General features: G+C 70.2%; 1 pseudogene. It reads right to left on the bottom strand.

The window, feature by feature from the left end:
• Positions 1 to 309, bottom strand: a pseudogene (locus PUR61_RS09140) (beta-ketoacyl synthase N-terminal-like domain-containing protein); the annotation flags it as partial.

The following is a 309-nucleotide window of genomic DNA, read 5'->3' as shown; positions in this document are numbered from 1 at the left end:
CGTCACGCAGCGCCTGCGCCGCCAGGTGCAGCGCCACCAGCGACGACGAGCAGGCCGTGTCCACCGTCACCGACGGACCCTCCAGCCCGAGGGCGTAGGAGATGCGGCCCGACGCCACCGAACCCGAGTTGCCGATGCCGTACTAACCCTACAGCCCCTCCGGGAGGTGGAGCACGTGGTGCGCGTAGTCGAGGTTCATCAGACCGGCGTACACGCCGACCGGCTGCCCCTTCAGCGACGTCGGGTCGATGCCCGCCCGCTCCAGCAGTTCCCAGGACGTCTCCAGCAGCAACCGCTGCTGCGGATCCG

It is taken from the genome of Streptomyces sp. BE20 (genome assembly GCF_036322525.1).
GTDB lineage: Bacteria > Actinomycetota > Actinomycetes > Streptomycetales > Streptomycetaceae > Kitasatospora.
Note: the sequence above shows the minus strand (reverse complement) of the source record. Positions and strands in the feature narration are given on the sequence as shown.